At 42.0% G+C, this 16,909-nt stretch carries 17 protein-coding genes and 5 tRNA genes; 7 read left to right on the top strand and 15 right to left on the bottom strand.

Features of this window, described 5'->3' with window-relative positions:
* The first annotated feature begins 42 nt into the window (after window positions 1-42).
* Window positions 43-579, top strand: coding sequence for a GNAT family N-acetyltransferase (locus tag ACXAC4_RS14120; protein WP_475162693.1), 537 nt, complete (start codon window positions 43-45; stop codon window positions 577-579).
* A 407-nt stretch (window positions 580-986) separates the two neighbouring features.
* On the opposite strand, the gene ACXAC4_RS14125 is transcribed toward ACXAC4_RS14120, so the two are convergent.
* The 10 genes from ACXAC4_RS14125 to rplU form a co-directional block, all read right to left on the bottom strand.
* Window positions 987-1,063: transfer RNA gene (locus ACXAC4_RS14125), tRNA-Arg, on the bottom strand.
* Between the two features lie 37 nt (window positions 1,064-1,100).
* Window positions 1,101-1,177: transfer RNA gene (locus tag ACXAC4_RS14130), tRNA-Arg, on the bottom strand.
* Between the two features lie 59 nt (window positions 1,178-1,236).
* Window positions 1,237-1,313 (bottom strand) — tRNA-Arg (locus tag ACXAC4_RS14135).
* Between the two features lie 63 nt (window positions 1,314-1,376).
* Window positions 1,377-1,453: transfer RNA gene (locus tag ACXAC4_RS14140), tRNA-Arg, on the bottom strand.
* Between the two features lie 25 nt (window positions 1,454-1,478).
* Window positions 1,479-1,571, bottom strand: a tRNA-Ser gene (locus ACXAC4_RS14145).
* A gap of 241 nt (window positions 1,572-1,812) precedes the next feature.
* A complete protein-coding gene (locus ACXAC4_RS14150) occupies window positions 1,813-2,187 on the bottom strand; it encodes a DUF3718 domain-containing protein (protein WP_475162696.1) in 375 nt (124 codons plus the stop codon).
* A 79-nt stretch (window positions 2,188-2,266) separates the two neighbouring features.
* Entirely contained in the window at window positions 2,267-2,758 is a 492-nt protein-coding gene (folA, locus tag ACXAC4_RS14155) for a type 3 dihydrofolate reductase (RefSeq protein WP_349285469.1), read from the bottom strand.
* A 58-nt stretch (window positions 2,759-2,816) separates the two neighbouring features.
* Window positions 2,817-3,974: an Obg family GTPase CgtA gene (cgtA, locus tag ACXAC4_RS14160; RefSeq protein ID WP_475162701.1), complete on the bottom strand. Its 1,158-nt coding sequence runs from the start codon at window positions 3,972-3,974 to the stop codon at window positions 2,817-2,819.
* Window positions 3,975-4,126: 152 nt separating this feature from the next.
* The gene (gene rpmA, locus ACXAC4_RS14165; RefSeq protein ID WP_058030934.1) at window positions 4,127-4,384 is read right to left on the bottom strand and encodes a 50S ribosomal protein L27; all 258 of its coding nucleotides are present in this window, start codon (window positions 4,382-4,384) and stop codon (window positions 4,127-4,129) included.
* A 19-nt stretch (window positions 4,385-4,403) separates the two neighbouring features.
* A complete protein-coding gene (gene rplU / locus ACXAC4_RS14170) occupies window positions 4,404-4,715 on the bottom strand; it encodes a 50S ribosomal protein L21 (protein ID WP_058030935.1) in 312 nt (103 codons plus the stop codon).
* A gap of 389 nt (window positions 4,716-5,104) precedes the next feature.
* On the opposite strand from rplU, the gene ispB reads away from it, so the two are divergent.
* On the top strand, window positions 5,105-6,076 hold the full coding sequence (gene ispB / locus ACXAC4_RS14175; protein WP_475162704.1) for an octaprenyl diphosphate synthase: 972 nt from the start codon (window positions 5,105-5,107) through the stop codon (window positions 6,074-6,076).
* Between the two features lie 71 nt (window positions 6,077-6,147).
* Here ispB and lptG read toward each other — a convergent pair whose 3' ends face one another.
* Window positions 6,148-7,215 (bottom strand): LPS export ABC transporter permease LptG, encoded by a 1,068-nt coding sequence (gene lptG, locus ACXAC4_RS14180; RefSeq protein ID WP_349285465.1) that lies wholly within the window; start codon window positions 7,213-7,215, stop codon window positions 6,148-6,150.
* The gene (gene lptF, locus ACXAC4_RS14185) at window positions 7,212-8,324 is read right to left on the bottom strand and encodes an LPS export ABC transporter permease LptF (protein ID WP_475162707.1); all 1,113 of its coding nucleotides are present in this window, start codon (window positions 8,322-8,324) and stop codon (window positions 7,212-7,214) included. Before lptF ends, lptG begins: the two co-directional genes overlap by 4 nt.
* A gap of 195 nt (window positions 8,325-8,519) precedes the next feature.
* Here lptF and pepA point away from each other — a divergent pair, with 195 nt between their 5' ends.
* The 5 genes from pepA to ACXAC4_RS14210 all read left to right on the top strand — a co-directional run bounded on the left by pepA (window position 8,520) and on the right by ACXAC4_RS14210 (window position 14,447).
* On the top strand, window positions 8,520-10,028 hold the full coding sequence (gene pepA, locus ACXAC4_RS14190; RefSeq protein ID WP_475162708.1) for a leucyl aminopeptidase: 1,509 nt from the start codon (window positions 8,520-8,522) through the stop codon (window positions 10,026-10,028).
* A 110-nt stretch (window positions 10,029-10,138) separates the two neighbouring features.
* Window positions 10,139-10,585 carry a DNA polymerase III subunit chi gene (locus tag ACXAC4_RS14195; protein ID WP_130257318.1) on the top strand — a complete coding sequence of 149 codons (447 nt, stop codon included), beginning with the start codon at window positions 10,139-10,141 and terminating at the stop codon, window positions 10,583-10,585.
* A gap of 22 nt (window positions 10,586-10,607) precedes the next feature.
* A complete protein-coding gene (locus tag ACXAC4_RS14200; protein ID WP_475162711.1) occupies window positions 10,608-13,463 on the top strand; it encodes a valine--tRNA ligase in 2,856 nt (951 codons plus the stop codon).
* A 118-nt stretch (window positions 13,464-13,581) separates the two neighbouring features.
* Window positions 13,582-14,025 (top strand): hypothetical protein, encoded by a 444-nt coding sequence (locus ACXAC4_RS14205; RefSeq protein ID WP_390442141.1) that lies wholly within the window; start codon window positions 13,582-13,584, stop codon window positions 14,023-14,025.
* 98 nt (window positions 14,026-14,123) lie between these two features.
* Complete coding sequence (locus ACXAC4_RS14210) at window positions 14,124-14,447, top strand: hypothetical protein (RefSeq protein ID WP_390442143.1); 324 nt, start codon at window positions 14,124-14,126, stop codon at window positions 14,445-14,447.
* On the opposite strand, the gene ACXAC4_RS14215 is transcribed toward ACXAC4_RS14210, so the two are convergent.
* The 3 genes from ACXAC4_RS14215 to ACXAC4_RS14225 all read right to left on the bottom strand — a co-directional run bounded on the left by ACXAC4_RS14215 (window position 14,407) and on the right by ACXAC4_RS14225 (window position 16,861).
* Window positions 14,407-15,645 carry an HD-GYP domain-containing protein gene (locus ACXAC4_RS14215; RefSeq protein WP_475162714.1) on the bottom strand — a complete coding sequence of 413 codons (1,239 nt, stop codon included), beginning with the start codon at window positions 15,643-15,645 and terminating at the stop codon, window positions 14,407-14,409. The genes ACXAC4_RS14210 and ACXAC4_RS14215 overlap by 41 nt on opposite strands.
* A 168-nt stretch (window positions 15,646-15,813) precedes the next feature.
* The gene (gene rraB, locus ACXAC4_RS14220; RefSeq protein ID WP_130254004.1) at window positions 15,814-16,149 is read right to left on the bottom strand and encodes a ribonuclease E inhibitor RraB; all 336 of its coding nucleotides are present in this window, start codon (window positions 16,147-16,149) and stop codon (window positions 15,814-15,816) included.
* The gene (locus tag ACXAC4_RS14225) at window positions 16,127-16,861 is read right to left on the bottom strand and encodes a 1-acylglycerol-3-phosphate O-acyltransferase (protein WP_475162720.1); all 735 of its coding nucleotides are present in this window, start codon (window positions 16,859-16,861) and stop codon (window positions 16,127-16,129) included. The genes rraB and ACXAC4_RS14225 overlap by 23 nt, the downstream gene beginning before the upstream one ends.
* Window positions 16,862-16,909: the final 48 nt, after the last annotated feature.

Below are 16,909 nucleotides of genomic sequence, written 5' to 3' on the forward strand. Positions count from 1 at the left end.
TATTGTAATCAACTAAGTCCATAAAAGCAGTAAGGAACTCAAATGAAGATACAAAACTCGCAAAGATTAGGTTATCGACTCATGGATAAAAATGATGCCGATTTGCTATTCGAATTAGACCAAGATCCTGCGGTCATGAAATATTTAACGCATGGTAAGCCAAATTCAATGCAGACAATTAGAGAGGTTTTTATCCCTCGTCTAGAGCAGTTCACAAATTTAGAAAAAGGTTGGGGCTTATGGCAAGTAAATACCTTAGAAGAGGATCTGTTCATTGGTTGGATATTAGTTCGTCCGATGGGCTTTTTTACAGGTCAACGTAACGACTGTAATTTAGAGCTGGGCTGGCGCTTCAAACAAATGAGTTGGGGCAAGGGCTATGCGACTGAAGCCGCACAACATATAGCTAATACACTCGCTACAGACAAAGCATATACTGCTTTTTCTGCTGAGGCCCTTGAGGGTAATTTAAGCTCTATCAATATTATGAAGAAGCTTGGTATGCGTTATGTAAAGCATTTTATTCATCAAGATGAGCAAGGTCAGCATAACGCTGTACTCTACTCTAAAGAGTTGTAAGCTTTCCGGCAAGAAGCAGTTAGCTAAGGGAGAATACATGATCCAAAGTGGACCTTCGACAGCCTGATTAGCTAAAACAGAATAAATTCTAGGTATAAAAAACGACGCTCAATGGCTATTTCTCACATCAATTGGTTTGATGTGGCGGACGTGGGACTTGCTTTATGAAGAGTGAACCTTCGACATTTCAATTAGCCAACCCGGAACACGATCTAAATTTTAGGCATAAAAAACCGACGCTCAATGGTTATTTCTCACATCAATTGGTTTGATGTGGCGGACGTGGGACTTGCTTTACGAAGAGTGAACCTTCGACATTTCAATTAACCAACCCGGAACACGATCTAAATTTTAGGCATAAAAAAACCGACTTTCGTCGGTTATTTCTCACATCAATTGGTTTGATGTGGCGGACGCGGGAGGATTCGAACCTCCGACCGCCTGGTTCGTAGCCAGGTACTCTATCCAGCTGAGCTACGCGTCCGTATATCAAATTCTCTATTTTTACCATCTGAGAAAGATGGCGGACGCGGGAGGATTCGAACCTCCGACCGCCTGGTTCGTAGCCAGGTACTCTATCCAGCTGAGCTACGCGTCCGGAACAAGTTATTTTACATCTTACTTTAGATACCCATATATTTTACCACTTTGAGAAAGTGGCGGACGCGGGAGGATTCGAACCTCCGACCGCCTGGTTCGTAGCCAGGTACTCTATCCAGCTGAGCTACGCGTCCGTATTTGATTTAATTTTATATCCCAACCAAAGGATACCCATATATTTTACCACTTTGAGAAAGTGGCGGACGCGGGAGGATTCGAACCTCCGACCGCCTGGTTCGTAGCCAGGTACTCTATCCAGCTGAGCTACGCGTCCTTAATTACAAGAAACCATTTAAAAATGGCGGAGAAGGAGGGATTCGAACCCTCGATAGGGCTACAAACCCTATACTCCCTTAGCAGGGGAGCGCCTTCAGCCACTCGGCCACCTCTCCGTCTTGTGGATGCGTATAATAAAGGCTTACGAAAATAAGTCAAACACTTTTATAGTAAATTATTGTCAAATGCTCATAGAATATGCAGCTTAGCTTAATCCATCTAACTTATGTTTATCTTTTAAACTAACTGATTGAAAAGCACGCTGAAAAAATAGCTAAATGTGCTTTTAGTTTTGTAAAAACAAAAAAGCCAGAAGAAATTTCTTCTGGCTTTTAGAACTATAAGAGCGGGCTAAGTTTATAAACCAGCGCGCGCTTTAATTGTACCTATTAAAGCTGAACCACCATGACCGTTGCCCTCAGCCCAAGCTATATCAGCACCATCTGCTAATTTACTTTTTGGTAAGTTTTTTACAATATACCCGCCGGCATCTACCGCATTACTAGCAATAGCGTGACGTAATAGGTTATTACCATTACATAACACACCATCGAAAATGTTCCTTATTTTTAGACGAGAGCTTTTAAGCTTTTTACGCAAACCACCTTTATCGTTTGCAGCAACATACTCACATAATGACGCAGCTAACTGTTCATCTGCTTTTGCTGAAAAGCTAAAAGAAAAAGACGCAACAACCAGCGAAGCTGATACAAGTGCGGTAGATAATTTCATTTCGTCGACCCTTTAATACTTTGTTCGTAACAGAATACGTATATAATTGTAGCAATCAATATAATCTACCGCAACAAACTCATAACTTTTTATGTAAAGTTACAAAGGTATAGCCATACTTATTTCTTTCATCTGGCTGGTTAACCTCAGACTCTACTTCTATCCATTGATAGCCTTTTTCATAATCAGGGAACTGCGTATCACCAGCAACTGCTAGATCAATAAAGGTCAAATATAAGCGCTCTGCTAATGGTAAGAATTGACCGTAAATATTACCTCCACCAATAACCATCACCTCTTCCGTTCCTTCAAGCAAGGTCAAAGCTTCTTCCGGGCTTGAAACAACCTCTACTCCTTCAGCTTTATAGGTTGTATTTCTGGTTATCACAATATTACGACGCCCTGGTAATGGACGCCCTATTGATTCAAATGTTTTTCGCCCCATGACCACAGGCTTAGCCATGGTGACACGCTTAAAATGTTGCAAATCAGCAGGTAGATGCCATGGCATCTGATTATCATCGCCAATAATACGATCATTCGCCATTGCTGCAATCATAGAAATAATCATTGTTGCTTCCTAAGTATTTAGTATTAAAAAAGGGCTTTAAAAGCCCTTTTATTAAAAGTTATCTCTCGTAGATAACTTCCACATCATAATCATCTTCATCCCAGTCGTCATCCCAATCATCGTCCTGCGCATTTTTCTTCGCTTCGCGATGATAAGTATCCCACTTGAACTCAACTTCTTCTTCCGCTTGCTCTTCTTCAAACTTATCTTTTGGCATACTTTCAAGTAACGCCATAATGTCATAGCACAAGGGTTGGGTATTCTTTTTGTTTGCAGCTGAGATACGGTATACAACCTCGGCACCAAGCTCTTCAGCGATACGCTCACAAGTTTCTTCTACTTCGTCTTCTGGAAGTAGGTCAATCTTATTAAGTACTAACCAACGAGGTTTGTCCGCTAATTTTGGACTGTACTGATGTAATTCGTTAATGATAGAAAATGCATTATCAACCGGATCTGTACCATCAATTGGCATCACATCAACAATATGCAGTAGCACACGACAACGCTCTAGGTGCTTTAAGAAACGAATACCAAGGCCTGCACCATCTGAAGCACCTTCAATCAGACCTGGAATATCCGCAATCACAAATGATTTACTCGCTTCAGGGCGAACCACACCGAGGTTTGGTACTAGCGTTGTGAATGGGTAGTCAGCAACTTTAGGTTTAGCTGCTGAAACGCTTCTGATAAACGTAGACTTACCGGCATTTGGCAGACCTAGCAGTCCAACATCAGCAAGTAACATAAGTTCTAGCTTAAGGTTACGAACCTCACCAGGTGTACCCAATGTTTTTTGCCTTGGCGCTCGGTTTACACTCGACTTAAAGCGCGTGTTACCCAAACCATGGAAGCCACCTTTAGCAACAAGCAACTTTTGACCATGTTGTGTTAAATCGCCTAAACACTCTTCAGTGTCTTCGTCAGTGACACGTGTACCAACAGGTACCTTTAGGAACAGGTCCGCACCTTTTTTACCTGTACAGTTACGCGATTGGCCATTAGTGCCTCGCTCAGCACGGTGGAATCGCTCAAACTGATAATCAATTAATGTATTCCAGTTTTCATCTGCAACGAGATAAACACTACCACCATCACCACCATCACCGCCATCAGGGCCACCATCAGGAACATATTTTTCACGGCGAAATGACACTATGCCACTGCCGCCGTCGCCAGCTTCAGCTCTAATTACAACTTCATCGACAAACTTCATGGTTTCTCTCTGTTTTGGGAGGTCTGATAGCAAATTATAACTCAAGCAGTTGCTTCCTGCTCATTAGAGTTGCGTTGCTAGATAAAGACCTAAAATAATTTACATACAAAAAAAAACCCCGCCGTAGCGGGGTTTTTCTGAATCTTTACCGATTACTCAGCAACGATGCTAACGTATTTACGGTTTAAAGGACCTTTAGTTTCGAAAACTACTTTACCATCTGCTTTTGCAAAGATAGTGTGGTCTTTACCGATACCTGCGTTAGAACCAGCGTGGAACTTAGTACCACGTTGACGAACAATGATGCTACCCGCTAAAACTGATTCGCCGCCAAAACGTTTAACACCTAGGCGTTTACTTTCTGAATCGCGACCGTTACGAGTACTACCAGCTGCCTTCTTATGTGCCATCTTTCTGTACCTCTAAAAATTAAGCGCTAATGCCAGTGATTTTAACTTCAGTGAACCACTGACGGTGGCCCATCTGCTTACGAGAATGCTTACGACGTCTAAATTTAACGATCTTAACCTTCTCACCGCGACCGTGTGAAACAACTTCAGCTGTCACTTTACCACCGTTTACGAACGGTGCACCGATCTCGATTTTCTCACCATCAGCAACTAAAAGTACTGAATCGAACTCAACTGCTGCACCAGTCTCAACGTCTAATTTTTCTAGACGAATTGTTTGACCTTCAGTCACACGGTGCTGTTTACCACCACTTTGGAAAACCGCGTACATATTTAACTCCGTTGTGCGCCCTCAAATCGACGCAACTTAATATTCTTCAATAGGGCGCGAAGTTTACGCTAATGTTAAACTTCACGCAACCCTATTTTTGTAGATTTTGCATAAAAATTAGCTACGACGAGGGCGAATTACTATTTTGTGACAGTCTATCTAAAAATCCCTATAAACCAAAGTTATTTTTCGTTGATTTATCGGCTTTTAAATAACCTAAATTGTGCTCCCTAAAACAGTGACAAAACTCCTTTATTTCAGTTCAATAAACAGCCAAACCATTAATTTAATAGTTTTTTTGATCTCATTCACGACTAATTATCGAGCTTACGGAATTTTTGTAGTACAATTCGCGCGTTTTATCATTACCAAACTTGGCTCGGAGCAAGATGGATATCAAAGCTATCCAGACGTTAATTGCAGATGACATGCAAGACGTCAATCAACTTATTCATGCACAAATGCAATCTGATGTAGCACTAGTAAACCAACTAGGCTTATACATCGTGAATAGTGGCGGAAAGCGCATTAGACCTATGCTTACCTTACTTGCAGCACGTGCGCTCGGTTGTAATGACAACAAGCATATAACTCTCTCAACAATCATCGAATTTATTCATACCGCAACCCTACTTCATGATGATGTAGTAGATGAGTCGGCTCTAAGAAGAGGCGAACCTACAGCAAATGCTGAGTTTGGAAATGCGGCAAGTGTTTTAGTTGGCGATTTTATTTACACACGTTCATTCCAGCTTATGGTCGGCTTACAGAACATGCAGGTAATGCAAATTTTAGCAGATGCAACCAATGTCATCGCAGAAGGTGAAGTGTTGCAGTTAATGAACTGTAATGACCCGGATACCACTGAGCAGAGTTACATGCAGGTTATTTACAGTAAGACTGCAAAACTGTTTGAAGCAGCCACTCAGTTGCCGGCTGTTGTACTTGAGCAAAGTATTGAAGTACAGGACGCCTTAAAGTTGTATGGTATGCACTTGGGCACAGCATTCCAACTTGTCGATGATGTTTTAGATTACAGCGCAAATGCTGAACAAATGGGTAAAAATTTAGGTGACGACTTAGCCGAAGGTAAACCTACATTACCGCTTATTTATGCGATGCAAAAAGGCTCTGAGCAACAGATAGCACAAATTAGAGAAGCCATTGAAACAGGTAATGGCATGCAGTTTTTAGATGACATTTTAGCAACCTTAGCTGACACCAAGGCGCTTGATTTTGCGATGGAGAAAGCGCGTGATGAAGCACAAAAAGCAATCAACTATTTAAGTATTTTACCTGACTCTGATTACAAACAAGCGCTCATAGCTTTAGCTAACTTATCAGTTTCTAGAGACCACTAATCAAAAGTCTTATAAATGAAAAAAGCCAGCAGATGCTGGCTTTTTTACACTTATAGATTCGATTCACCTTTCTATTGTTGCCGCTTCAATAAAACGGTTGCCACCAATACAAACAGTACGGCCGGCATCGCAGCGCCGATAAATGCAGGGACGTTATAAACCATAACAATGGGGCCAAAGATCTCGTTGCTTAAATGAAACGCTAAGCCTGTTACTACCCCCATAATAATGCGCGCGCCCATACTAACAGAACGTAGAGGACCAAAAATAAATGACAGCGCAACCAGCAACATCACTGCAATTGTTAGAGGCTGCATCACTTTTCGCCAAAGCGCCAAATCATAGGTGCTGGTATCTTGATCATTCTGAGCTAGGTAAGCTAAGTACGACATTAAGCCTTTAAAGGACAATGATTCAGGGTCTACAGAAACGACGTCTAACTTCTCGGCTGTGAGCTGAGACGCATAGAGCATTGACTCACTATATTGAGTAGTAATTTGCACATCCGCTACCGTCATTTCTTCCACACCTTGAAACTGCCAGCCTTGAGGGACACTTTTTGCAGCCTCCACGCGCGTGACCTTTGTTAATGCTAATGAGTCATCAAAATGATAAATACTGACATCTTTCAGGTCGCCTGTTTGCTCAACATTACCGATATTTATAAAGTTATTACCATCTTTAGCCCATACGCCCTGTTGCGCATTAAAGACTTCTCCACCGTATATGGCATGATTTCGGATCTGCTTCGCCATTTTTTCTGACTGCGGCACCCCCCATTCACCTAATGCCATCATACAGAGCGCCAGAATGATCGCCGTTTTCATGACCGAACCAATAATTTGTAGTCTTGACCAGCCTGCTGCTTGCATAACAACCAGCTCACTGCTCGATGCCAACGCACCTAACCCCATCAAACCACCTATTAGCGCGGCCATAGGGAAAAACACAACGATGTCTGAAGGCATGCTATATAAGGTGTAAAGTAAAGCAGCAGCAATGTCATAGGAGCCTCGGCCTACAGACTTTAATTGCTCTATAAACTTAATCAGCGTATTAATACCAACAAAGACCAGCAATGCAAAACTGGTTGTTTGTAAGATACTACGGCCTAAATACCAATCTAACGTTTTCATCATGCTGTTTGTGCTCGCTTAGCAAATAATGAACGCAACCAGACGCCAAATGGACGACCTTTCGCTATTAAATAAGCACCGATAAACAGTGCACTAATATGTATCCACCACAGTCCTACCGCAGTAGGTACTTTTCCTTCTGCAACTAGAAACTTACCCGCATTGAGAAGAATAAAATAGCCTAGATATAAACCAATAGCAGGTACCAACTTGGCAAACTTACCTTGTCTTGGGTTTACGACACTCAAAGGAACAGCCATAAGCGTGAGTAAAATGATAGAGATTGGTGTCGAAAGGCGAAGTTGAAATTGTGCAATGGCTTCAGGTGTGCCCAGTTCAAGTAACTGCATTGACGGGATTGCTTCTAACTTGCGACGCTGATGCTCAATTTCTTGCTCTTGGATCTGTACTTGATAAGTGCCAAACTCGGTTTTACTCAAAGCTTGGCTTTGACCGTCAGTTTCAAAACGAAAGCCATTATCAAGTTGTAATTGCTGCTCGCCAGTTTCTTGTTCAATAACACGCCCTGTTTGTGCATATACTAAGCGCGCAGCTTGTGAAGATTCTTTATCAGGTAGCTGAGCAACAAATACTTTGTTTAATTCTCTACCTTGCTGGTTAATATCATGGATAAACACCACTGCTTTTTCGTTGCCAGTTTGTTGAAAGCGCCCGGCCCTTAAGCTCGACAATCCCGCATCTGCTTCAGCTTGTTCTTTTAATTGATATTCTTTTTCATTAGCCCAAGGTGCCACATACATACTTAGCGCCCCCGCGAATAAAGCAAAAACCACACTTGATACCAGCGTTACACGCACCACATACCATTCACTCACACCACACGCTTTAAGCACGGTCATCTCGCTGTCGGCATAAATACGGCTGTAAGCCAATATAATCCCTAAAAACAAACTTAAAGGGAGTATATAAACCGCCAATTGAGGGAGTTTAAGTGCCAAATAAGAAAGAATTAAATTGCTTGGTGTGCCACCATCACTTGCATCACTTAGTATTCTGACAAACTTTTGTGAGACAAAAATAGTCATTAAAGTGAGAAAGACAGCAATTTGCGACTTCAAGACTTCAGCTGTTAGGTAGCGAAAAATTAGCAAAATATGCCCCTATAAAACATCGTGTTTCACTGGAATAGTAGGAAAAATTGAGTAAACTGATTATTTTAGTCAGTTTATTATATGTCATCAAAACCAAATATCATACTAAGCATATTAGATAATCATGCATTTATGATATGGATAAGCGAAGACAGATAAAGTTCAAAAAGACATAATTTAGACTCAGGAGTCACAATGGAATTCAGCGTAAAAAGTGGTAGTCCCGAAAAACAACGCAGTGCCTGTATTGTAGTTGGCGTATATGAGCCGCGTCGTTTATCTCCAATCGGTGAACAGCTGGATAAGATCAGTGAAGGTTACATTTCAAATTTACTACGTCGTGGTGATTTAGAAGGTAAGCCTGGTCAAGTATTACTACTTCATCACGTTCCAAATATCTTAAGTGAGCGCGTACTACTTGTTGGTTGCGGTAAAGAACGTGAACTAGATGACAAACAATATAAACAAATCATCTCAAAAACGATCAACACATTAAATGAAACTGGTTCTATGGAAGCGGTTTGCTTCTTAACTGAGCAACATGTTAAAGGTCGTGATACATACTGGAAAGTACGTCAAGCAGTAGAAACAACACAAGACTGCTTGTATACATTCAATCAGTTAAAAAGCAAAAAAACAGATCCACGTCGCCCACTGCGTAAAATCGTATTCAACGTACCTACACGTCGCGAGTTAACCATTGGTGAAAATGCGATTGACCATGGCCTTGCCGTTGCTGCTGGTGCAAAACTGTGTAAAGACGTTGCCAATATGCCACCAAACATCTGTAACCCTCGCTACTTAGGTGAGCAAGCTCAAGAATTAGAATCTTTTGACAACATTTCTGTAAACCTAGTCGGTGAAAAAGAAATGGAAGAATTAGGTATGCACTCATACCTAGCAGTTGGTCGCGGCAGTGATAACGAATCAGTCATGTCAGTAATTCACTACAATGGTGCACCTGAAGAGCAAGCGCCAGTAGTTTTTGTCGGTAAAGGTCTGACGTTCGATTCAGGTGGTATTTCAATCAAACCAGGCGAAGCCATGGATGAAATGAAATACGACATGGGTGGCGCCGCAGGCGTTCTAGGTTTAATGCGTACAGTTGCAGAGCTTCAGTTGCCAATTAACGTCATAGGTGTACTAGCTGGCTGTGAAAATATGCCAAGCTCAAACGCCTACCGTCCGGGTGACATCCTGACTACGATGTCAGGCCAAACAGTTGAAGTATTAAACACTGATGCGGAAGGTCGCCTAGTATTGTGTGACGCACTTACTTATGTTGAAGCATTCGAGCCTGAAATCGTGGTGGATGTAGCAACTCTGACAGGTGCCTGTATTGTAGCTCTGGGTGCACACGCAACGGGTTTACTGTCAAATCACAACCCACTTGCGCATGACTTATTAAAAGCATCTGAGCAAAGTGGCGACCGTGCGTGGCAACTACCACTGTGGGATGACTATCACGAGCAACTAGACAGCCCATTCGCTGACTTCACAAATCTAGGCGGTCGTGCAGCAGGAACTATCACTGCAGCATGCTTCTTATCTAAGTTCACCAAAAAGTACAATTGGGCACACTTAGACATCGCAGGTACAGCTTGGAAGAGTGGTAAAAACAAAGGGGCGACAGGTCGACCTGTACCTATGTTGACACAATACTTATTAAATCGTGTTGGACCAACTGAAACCCAAGCAGATTAACCGCTGTGAGTGATTGATGGTCAGTTCGTTCTGTGTCAAAATGCGGGTTTATTTTGAACGCTTATTTTAACCCTGTAAAACCGTTAAAATATGTAATTTGAAGCGAATTTATGACCATCAATGCACGATTTTATGTGTTAAAACAAAATAATGAGCCGGAAGTATCTATCCCGGCTCATTTTGATCTTGCCGCTCGCGCTGCAGCTAAGCAGTTTAGAGCAGGCCATCGTGTGTTTATCTACGTCGATTCGATTGATGACGCCCATCTGATTGATGAGCAATTATGGTGTTTCGAACCCGATAGTTTTGTGCCCCACAACCTGCAAGGCGAAGGCCCTAAAGGCGGTGCTCCTGTCGAGATTGGCCAAACACCTCCCGTTGGTAGACGCAATGTGCTAATTAATTTAGCCACCACCCTACCCGACTTTATAAGACGCTTCAGTCAGGTATATGATTTTGTACCGACGGAGCAAAACGCCAAGCAAGCCGCGCGTCAGCGCTTTGTGCACTTACGTCAGCTCGGCGCCAATATTTCAACTCAAGAAATTGAAAATTAAGCACTAATTAAGGTTCTGTGAAATGGATAAAACCTATAATCCACAAGATATAGAACAGTCTTTATATAAAGACTGGGAAGACAATGGTTACTTTAAGCCATCAGGTAAAGGCGAAGCATACTCAATTATGATCCCGCCACCAAATGTCACAGGTAGCCTACATATGGGCCACGCTTTCCAAGACACCATCATGGACACGCTGACTCGTTATAAGCGCATGCTAGGTAACAACACGCTTTGGCAAGTAGGTACTGACCATGCAGGTATCGCAACACAAATGCTTGTTGAGCGTAAGTTAGCTGCTGAAGAAGGTAAGACTCGTCACGACCTAGGCCGCGATGCATTTATCGATAAAATTTGGGAGTGGAAAAACCACTCTGGCGGCACTATCACTAAACAATTACGTCGTTTAGGCGCTTCTGTAGATTGGGACCGTGAGCGTTTCACTATGGACGAAGGCCTTTCTGAAGCCGTTAAAGAAGTATTCGTACGCCTTCACAAAGAAGACTTAATCTATCGTGGTAAGCGCCTAGTTAACTGGGATCCTAAGCTACACACTGCGATTTCTGATCTTGAAGTTGAAAACAAAGACAAACAAGGTCACATGTGGAACTTACGTTACCCACTTGCTGACGGCGTAAAAACTAAAGACGGTAAAGACTACATCATTGTTGCGACAACACGTCCTGAAACTATGCTAGGTGATACAGGTGTGGCAGTAAACCCTGATGATGAGCGCTACCAAGACTTAATCGGTAAAGAAATTTTACTGCCTATCGTAAACCGTCGTATTCCAATTGTTGCCGATGAGCATGCAGACATGGAGAAAGGCACAGGTTGTGTGAAAATCACGCCTGCCCACGACTTTAACGATAACGAAGTAGGTAAACGTCACCAACTACCAATGATCAACATCTTTAACAAAGATGCTGCGGTATTAAGCGAAGGCGAAAGCTACACATTCGACGGTAAAGAGCTTGAATTAGATGCGCCAATTCCTGAGCGCCTACACGGTCTTGACCGCTTTGATGCACGTAAAGCAATTGTTGCTGAGTTTGAAGAACTTGGCCTATTAGAAAAAATTGAAGATCACAACTTAACAGTACCTTACGGTGACCGTTCTGGCGTAGTGATTGAGCCGCTTCTTACTGATCAGTGGTACGTGCGCGTAGCACCTCTAGCAGAGCCTGCAAAAGAAGCAGTTAAAAATGGCGACATTAAGTTCGTACCTCAGCAATACGAGAACATGTACTTCTCGTGGATGAATGACGTTCAAGACTGGTGTATTTCACGTCAGCTTTGGTGGGGTCACCGTATCCCTGCTTGGTACGACAACGAAGGCAACGTATACGTTGGTCGTGACGAAGCTGAAGTTCGCCGCGATAACAACCTTGCGGATGATGTTGCACTTAAGCAAGATGAAGACGTGTTAGATACCTGGTTCTCGTCTGCACTTTGGACTTTCTCAACGCAAGGCTGGCCTGCAAACACAGATGATTTAAAAACTTTCCACCCGTCTGACGTATTGGTAACAGGTTTCGACATCATCTTCTTCTGGGTTGCGCGTATGATCATGATGACCATGCACTTCATCAAAGATGAAGACGGCAAGCCACAAGTACCATTTAAAACCGTTTACGTAACTGGCCTTATCCGTGATGAAAACGGCGATAAGATGTCTAAGTCGAAAGGTAACGTACTTGATCCTATCGACATGATTGACGGTATCGACCTTGAAAGCCTAGTTGAAAAGCGCACTGGTAACATGATGCAGCCTCAACTAGCTAAGAAGATTGAGAAGAACACCCGTAAAACATTCGAAAACGGGATTGAAGCACACGGTACAGACGCACTGCGTTTCACCCTTGCAGCAATGGCTTCTACGGGACGTGATATCAACTGGGATATGAACCGCCTTGAAGGTTACCGTAACTTCTGTAACAAACTATGGAACGCTAGCCGTTACGTATTAATGAATACAGAAGAGCAAGATTGTGGCTTCGCTACAGATGCTGAAAAACAATACTCACTCGCTGATCGTTGGATTTTAGGCCAATTCGAAGCAACTGTTAAAACCTATACTGAGCATCTAGAGAACTACCGTTTTGACCTAGCTGCAAACACCATTTATGAGTTCACTTGGAACCAATTCTGTGACTGGTATCTAGAGCTTACTAAACCTGTACTGTTTAAAGGTAACGAAGCACAGCAACGTGGTACTCGCCATACCCTAATCACGGTATTAGAAAGCCTACTTCGCTTAATGCACCCGTTAATGCCATACATCACAGAAACGATTTGGCAACGTGTTGCACCACTTGCAGGTATCGAAACTGCAGGCACTAGCATCATGGTTCAAGGGTTCCCTGTATACAATGCAGCAAATGTTGATAGCCAAGCGATGGACGACCTAGAGTGGGTTAAGCAATTCATTCTTGCTATTCGTAACATCCGTGGTGAAATGGATATCAGCCCAAGCAAACCATTATCGGTATTGCTTGCTAATGCATCTGACGAAGACAAGCGCCGCTTAACGGAAAACGAAGCTTTCTTAGCGTCTCTTGCTAAGCTAGAAGCGTTCACGCTTCTTGATAACAAAGACGAAGCACCTGCGTGTGCAACATCGTATGTTGGTAACCTTGAGATCATGATCCCAATGGCTGGCCTAATCGATGTTGAAGCTGAATTAGCTCGTATCGCGAAGCAGCTTGAGAAAGCAGAGAAAGGCTTAGCTCAAGTTAATAACAAATTAGCTAACGAAAAATTTGTTAACAACGCACCAGAAGCAGTACTGGCTAAAGAAAAAGATAAGCTAGCCGAGTTTTCTGACGCCAAAGCGAAATTACTTGAGCAAAAAGCAAAGATTGAGAGTTTGTAATACCACTTTTAATCATTACTAACACTATAAAAACGCGAGCTTAAGCTCGCGTTTTTGTTTCCAAAAAGAAAACACATTGATACACTCATCGACAATAAAAATAACAAACGGATTAACCATGCTTAAACAGCTTTTACTCGCATCAACATTGTCTATCGCCAGCTTTTCGAGTCATGCAAATGATAATTCATCTTGGTCATTCGGTGCTGGCCACTTTGAACATGGTGGTGTTCTCGGTGCAAAATACACATATGATATAAATGAAAAACATAGCGCATTTGCTTCAATAGGCATTATTGGCTATGCATTGGGCTATGAGTATCATTTAAATGATCATGTTGATTTAGGACTAACCCTCGGGCAACAAGCTGCCTATGCAAGTGACGGCTTTTTAGTCGCAAAAGCAAATTATTACTTCAGTAACCAAGATAAAGAAGGCTTCTATGTGGGCGCGAGTTTTGGCGTAAAAGAAGAAGATGGTGAATGCTTTATTTTCTGCGAACAAGCTGATACTGAAAAGGTGAAGTCTATTGGTGGCATTCATATTGGCTACCGTTTCTAGAATCAAATAATATTAATTCTCATTTAGATTGACAATCTTTCGGCTCCTTTTTAAACTAAGCCTTATCTTTTAAAGGAACATAAAATGGAGCCTTCATCATGTTCGTCATGCTTATTCTAGTCTCTTTGATGTTTGCAGGATTAAGTGTTTATTGCTTTTGTAAAGCCAATTACTGCGCCTGTAATAAAGCAGGACAATGTGATAATCCTATCAATCTTTTCTGGTTAGGCACAATTTTAGCTGCGCTCGTTTCTTTGGCCTCTAGCTGTTTTGCACTTCACACTGAACAGGGCACTATTCTATGGCTTATTATGATGACAAGCTGTCAACTCGGCGCGGTATTATCTGCAAAATGGCAAGCTCTAACACGCTCCGAAACACCTAAACTAAAAGATGAGACCTTAACAGGCGGGATAAATTGAGCTCATAATCACTCGGTCTGACACTGGCAACGACTTTAATTTCATCATCGACTGCATGTAAATCAAGATCTTTTCCTGTGATGTGGTGCTTGTGCTTAGTGTTATAGAATACCTTCACCTTAGGTTTCATAGGTGATTGTTTGTTCCCTTCAAGCACAAGTGCCAACCTATCATTCGTTAATCGCACAATAGTGCCGACAGGGTGAACTCCTAAGCACTTTATAAACTTTTGCACTAACTGTGCATCAAACTGATGCTTATTTGCCAGTAAATAACGTAATGCATGGATGGGCTCTTCACCGTTTTGATGAGGGCGCTCTGACGTCATTGCATCATAAACATCGACAATCGCCATCATCCTTGCTGGTTTGCTAATTTTTGAGCCCGATAAGCCTCTTGGGTAGCCTGAACCATCCACCCTTTCATGATGGTTTAAAATCATATCCATAACCAGCGGGCTGATCCCTGACTCCCCTTTTACCAGCCCCAATGATTGCACCACATGTTTCTTCAGTGCTTTAAATTCTAACTCATTGAGGTTTTCGGTTTTATTAATGATCCCTTGAGGTAATTTTGTATGGCCTACATCATGTAACATAGCACCTAGTGCTAACTGCTGAATTTGCTCATTTTTAATGCCTAGGTATTTAGCAAACACACTCATTAAAATAGTGCAATTGATCATGTGGCGCCAGTTGTAACCATCTTTGTCTTTTAAGCGGCTCAAAATAGCCATCGCATTACTGTTACGTAAGACTGAGTCTACGATTTCATTGCTAACTTGATTAAGCAGAGAAACATCAAGCTTTGCACCTATGGTTAGATCATTGTATAAATTTTTTAATTGCTGAGAATGTTGATCAAATTGTTGACTTGCCTTAGCAAATTCCTGCTCTAAAGATTTTTCTGCAACTGCAGGTTTGAATGCTTTCTTTATTGGTGAACGAGCGGCTTCTTTAGGTGTTTCGCTTTCTTCTTGTTTTGGTGCTGGCCGATACTTTTCCGGAACATCAATATCACTTTGAGAAAAGTCTATTTTGAGCTCCATTACCCCTTTAGAAAGCAACTGGGCAATAATCGCCTGATCCCGTACCATACCACGGGACTTTATTTTTATTTTGGCATCGCTGCGCTGTTTGCATACACTATCTACAAACATCCCAGGTTGTAATTCAGAGATTGGCAAAGAAACCAGCATAAGCACATAAATTTAACAAATTAGATACAAGAATGGTTTGTATCATTTTTCAACGTAACCCGTCTATCTTTTAAACTAAATTTAATACATTCGCCCTAGAAAAATCTTATAAAAAGTGCATTAAAAAAGGAGCTTTCGCTCCTTTTCGTAATTTCTGGTAAGTTCAACCTACTCTTGGAAGTAAGTGCCCCAACCGTCATATTCAACTCTGCATTCAATAGCAAGCGCAGCTAACTTATCGACGTCTTCCATAATCACATCAACATCTAACTCTGCTTCAACAACAACATCAAAACCCCAGATCTTACTGCCATCTTCAAGTTCAAGTTCTGCAGGGTCTTCTACGTCATAGCCAAGTTTAAATGCAGCTAGAGCCGCTTCTTCTAGCTGCTTAAAGTCTTCACTTACAAAGTGATGTTCAACTTCGTATAGTTTTTCAGTTGAAGAGCCGTCTTCAATTAAAGACTCGACGATGTCTTCACTAATTTCGCGCCAGTTTTCCATTATCTTCTTTTACCTTGTCATCAAGTAGTGCAATACGTTCAGCCATCAGCGTATGTGTTGCACTAGCATGGTCTCTGGCACTGATTTCTTTATCAAGGGTGATCGGTGCCAATACATCAATATAGATTGTACCATTGTCCCAACGATTTAGCTTAATACAATCATGGGTTGAGTTCATACAAACTGGTACTACAGGCACATCAGCGTTCATCGCTGTATGAAATGCGCCGGTTTTAAAGGGTAATAAACCTCGACCATAGCTTCGGGTGCCCTCTGGAAACATCCAAACAGATAAGCCATTATCTTTTATCTTTGCTACAGACTTGCCCAAGGTGCCCATTGCTTTAGAGCGGTTACCTCGATTAATTAAAATATTACCCGATAGCCAATAAAGCTGACCAAAAAATGGGATCCACTTTAAACTGTGTTTACCCATACTCACTGTATTTTCAGGAACTGCCGCAGGTAGAGTAAATAGATCATAGTTGTTCTGGTGGTTTGCGACATAAATGGCTGGGCCGACTGTTTGGGCACTGGGATCGACATTAATTTCCAACTTAACCCCTACCACTGTGGACATTTTGCCAAACCAGCTAGCAATAATATGCACATTATTTCTATGAAACGGCCTAATGATTGAGAGCAATAAACCAAAAATACAACTCAATACAATAAATAGCGCCATAGCTATTACACGTAAAACAGCTAACAAAACCCATACTCCTATTTAAATCAGCACCGCATTATAATCAATTAGCGA

This window comes from Pseudoalteromonas sp. AWM4_233, assembly GCF_056158285.1.

Excerpts from the sequence above, each read along its gene's own strand:
- ispB (WP_475162704.1), top strand. The coding sequence starts at position 5,105 with ATGGATATCAAAGCTATCCAGACGTTAATTGCAGATGACATGCAAGAC.
- ACXAC4_RS14210 (WP_390442143.1), top strand. The coding sequence starts at position 14,124 with ATGTTCGTCATGCTTATTCTAGTCTCTTTGATGTTTGCAGGATTAAGT.
- ACXAC4_RS14205 (WP_390442141.1), top strand. The coding sequence starts at position 13,582 with ATGCTTAAACAGCTTTTACTCGCATCAACATTGTCTATCGCCAGCTTT.
- pepA (WP_475162708.1), top strand. The coding sequence starts at position 8,520 with ATGGAATTCAGCGTAAAAAGTGGTAGTCCCGAAAAACAACGCAGTGCC.
- ACXAC4_RS14195 (WP_130257318.1), top strand. The coding sequence starts at position 10,139 with ATGACCATCAATGCACGATTTTATGTGTTAAAACAAAATAATGAGCCG.
- ACXAC4_RS14200 (WP_475162711.1), top strand. The coding sequence starts at position 10,608 with ATGGATAAAACCTATAATCCACAAGATATAGAACAGTCTTTATATAAA.
- folA (WP_349285469.1), bottom strand. The coding sequence starts at position 2,758 with ATGATTATTTCTATGATTGCAGCAATGGCGAATGATCGTATTATTGGC.
- ACXAC4_RS14150 (WP_475162696.1), bottom strand. The coding sequence starts at position 2,187 with ATGAAATTATCTACCGCACTTGTATCAGCTTCGCTGGTTGTTGCGTCT.
- rplU (WP_058030935.1), bottom strand. The coding sequence starts at position 4,715 with ATGTACGCGGTTTTCCAAAGTGGTGGTAAACAGCACCGTGTGACTGAA.
- rraB (WP_130254004.1), bottom strand. The coding sequence starts at position 16,149 with ATGGAAAACTGGCGCGAAATTAGTGAAGACATCGTCGAGTCTTTAATT.
- ACXAC4_RS14120 (WP_475162693.1), top strand. The coding sequence starts at position 43 with ATGAAGATACAAAACTCGCAAAGATTAGGTTATCGACTCATGGATAAA.
- lptG (WP_349285465.1), bottom strand. The coding sequence starts at position 7,215 with ATGATGAAAACGTTAGATTGGTATTTAGGCCGTAGTATCTTACAAACA.
- rpmA (WP_058030934.1), bottom strand. The coding sequence starts at position 4,384 with ATGGCACATAAGAAGGCAGCTGGTAGTACTCGTAACGGTCGCGATTCA.
- ACXAC4_RS14215 (WP_475162714.1), bottom strand. The coding sequence starts at position 15,645 with ATGCTGGTTTCTTTGCCAATCTCTGAATTACAACCTGGGATGTTTGTA.
- cgtA (WP_475162701.1), bottom strand. The coding sequence starts at position 3,974 with ATGAAGTTTGTCGATGAAGTTGTAATTAGAGCTGAAGCTGGCGACGGC.